Below are 302 nucleotides of genomic sequence, written 5' to 3'. Positions count from 1 at the left end.
GCGTACGGGAGACGGCAGATGCGCTGAATATTTCCGAGGGCAGTGTCAAAACCCATTTGTCCAGAGCACGGCAAAAATTGAATGAGATGGGCTGAGTATCATGATAACGAAATCTGCGGATAAAACCTCAAGGGTTAGACCGGCGACGGTAACCGTAACAGAGCAACAGCTTCTGGCACTGCTGGATGAGCAGGCAGAGGCGTTGCCAGAATCCCTGACCGATCAACTGGCACAACGACGGGCGGCTGCTTTCGTGCAAGCCATGGCTGACACCGATACACGTCGAACTTCCACGTCCGCTA

General features: G+C 54.0%; 2 protein-coding genes. Both read left to right on the top strand.

The window, feature by feature from the left end:
• Positions 1-95, top strand: a 95-nt coding sequence (locus tag Q4563_RS23665) for a sigma factor-like helix-turn-helix DNA-binding protein (RefSeq protein WP_442903792.1), incomplete at its 5' end; no start/stop codon positions are given.
• Positions 96-100: 5 nt separating this feature from the next.
• Positions 101-302, top strand: a 202-nt coding sequence (locus Q4563_RS18655; RefSeq protein ID WP_303605573.1) for a hypothetical protein, incomplete at its 3' end; no start/stop codon positions are given.

It is taken from the genome of Gilvimarinus sp. 1_MG-2023, assembly GCF_030548285.1.
The sequence above is the reverse complement of the archived record's forward strand: the minus strand, read 5'-3'. Positions and strand labels throughout refer to the sequence as shown.